Source organism: Pseudoxanthomonas sp. LjRoot204_2, from assembly GCF_056175765.1.
On sequence record NZ_JBGFFG010000483.1, the window covers coordinates 1 to 2321 of the forward strand.

2 protein-coding genes and 1 pseudogene are annotated in these 2321 nt (G+C 66.1%); all 3 read right to left on the reverse strand.

Translation table 11 applies throughout. From position 1 onward, the window contains the following. A partial coding sequence (locus tag AC04L7_RS16905) for a glycoside hydrolase family 3 N-terminal domain-containing protein (RefSeq protein ID WP_475513479.1) occupies nucleotides 1-585 on the reverse strand: 585 nt, incomplete at its 3' end. After that, nucleotides 582-1997: a sugar porter family MFS transporter gene (locus AC04L7_RS16910; protein ID WP_475513480.1), complete on the reverse strand. Its 1416-nt coding sequence runs from the start codon at nucleotides 1995-1997 to the stop codon at nucleotides 582-584. The genes AC04L7_RS16910 and AC04L7_RS16905, both read right to left, overlap by 4 nt. Before the next feature lie 90 nt (nucleotides 1998-2087). Next, nucleotides 2088-2321 (reverse strand): annotated as a pseudogene (locus AC04L7_RS16915) (xylose isomerase); the annotation flags it as partial.

Below are 2321 nucleotides of genomic sequence, written 5' to 3' on the forward strand. Positions count from 1 at the left end.
CGCCCACTCCATGCCGGTGGTGCGCGTCTCCAGCGCGGTGACCTCGCCGATCCGGCGCAGCAGATCCGGATTGCGCGTCGCGCCCAGGCCGATGTTGTGCGGGAACAGCGTGGCGCCGACGATGTTGCTCTGCCCGTGCACGGCATCGATGCCGAAGATCACCGGGATCGCCTTGCCGCCCTGCGAGGTATCCATCGACGCCTCGTAGAAGGCATCGGCCAGCGCGAGCCACTCGGYCGGCGAGGCGTCGTAGCGCCCGCCGGGGTCTGAATTGCCGCCGGCCAGGATCGAGCCGAGCCGGTACTTGCGCACSTCGTCMGGCGTGATGCTGGCGATATCRCCCTGCACCAGCTGGCCGACCTTCTCCTCSACCGTCATCGTGGCCATCAGGTCGGTGATGCGCTGCTCGAGCGCSGCGTCCTCGGCCAGCGGCCAGGCGACCTGCGGCCACGGAGTGGCATCGGCGGCGGTCGCGGGYGCGGCCGCCTTGTCGTCGCCCTTGCAGGCGACCAGCGCCAGCATCAGGGCGGTGAGCAGCGCACCACGACACCTCCGCATCGCACTTCGGTTCGTCATCGCGCTCATCCCTCCATCTGCTCCAGTTCACGTCCCTTGGTCTCGTGCACGTACTTGATCACGAAGAAGACCGAAATCGCCGCTGCGATCGTGTACAGACCGTAGGCGCCGGCCAGGCCGATACCGGTCAGCAACATCGGGAAGGTCCAGGTGATCAGGAAGTTGGCGCCCCACTGCGCAAGACCGGCCACGGCCAGGCCCGATCCGCGGATCTGGTTGGGGAACATCTCGCCCAGCATCACCCACATCACCGGGCCCCACGAGAGGTTGAAGAACACCACATAGGCATTGGCGGCCACGAGCGCCAACACGCCCATGTTGTCCGAGAGCTGGAGCTTGCCTGCCGCATCAAGGCTGCCGGTGGCGAACGCCATGGCGACCAGCCCCAGCGTCACGGCCATGCCGGCCGAACCGATCCACAGCAGCGGTTTGCGGCCGATGYGRTCGAYCAGCARYACGGTGACGATGCAGGCGCCGATGCTGAGCGCGCCGGACAACACRTTGATGGCCAGCGCATCGTTCTCGGAGAAGCCCACGGCYTGCCACAGCACCGCGCCGTAATAGAARACCACRTTGATGCCGACCAGCTGCTGGAACGTCGCCAGGCCGATGCCGACCCAGACGATGGGRCGGATCTTGCCGGTCGCCTTGTTCTTCAGATCGGACAGCCGCGGCGCGTGATGATCAGACGCGAGCGAGGCATCGATCTCGGAAAGCTTGGTTGCGCCGGTCGCAGCGCCGTAGAGCCGCGTCAACACGCTCAACGCCTGTTCCTTCCGGCCCTTGGCCGCCAGATAGCGCGGACTCTCCGGGATGAACAGCAAAGCGCCGAGGAACAACGCAGCCGGCAGGATCTCCACCCAGAACATCCAGCGCCACGCTTCAAAGCCCAGCCATAGTGGAGCCAACGAGGAACTGGCGAACTTGGCGAGGACATAGTTGCTCAGGAAGGCAGCAAACAGGCCCGAAATGATTGCGATCTGCTGCACCGTCGCCAGGCGGCCCCGATAGCGTGCCGGCGAGACCTCGCTGATGTACGCGGGCGACATGACACTCGCCGCGCCGACCGCGAATCCTCCTATGACCCGGTACACCACGAATTCGAGCGACGAGGTCGCGATGCCCGACCCCCAGGCCGAGATCAGGAAGAACACGGCCGACCACAGCAGCATGGTGCGACGTCCATATCGGTCTGCGAGCGTGCCCGCGAACCAGGCGCCTATCGCGCAGCCCAGCAGCATCGATGCGACGTTGAAGCCGGTCACGGCCGCATCGGAGCCGAACGCGGCCTTCAGCCCGTCGACGGTGCCGTTGATGACCCCGCTGTCGAAGCCGAACAGGAACCCGCCGATCGTCGCCACCAGACTGATGAGGATGATGAAGCGGGTGTTCTCACCGGTGCGCAGTGCTGCATGTTCCATCGAAGGTTCCCCTGGTCTTTGATCCAAGCCGGAGTGCCGGCGGAGATCTCCGCCAGGCACCCTCGACTCCATCCCGTTCCTGCTGGATCGTCAGCGCAACAGGTACTGGTTGAGCAGGTTCTCGTAACGCTCCTGCTTGCCACTGGTCTGCTTCGGTTCGCCCTGCCCGGCCGCCAGCGCCGCCAGGTCGGCCAGACCGAGCTGGCCGGTCTCGAAGTCCTTGCCCTTGCCGCTGTCGAAGCTGGCGTAGCGCTCCTTGCGCCACTGCTCCCACGGCGACTCGGTCAGCAGCGCGTGCGCCACTTCCAGGCCGCGCGCGAACGC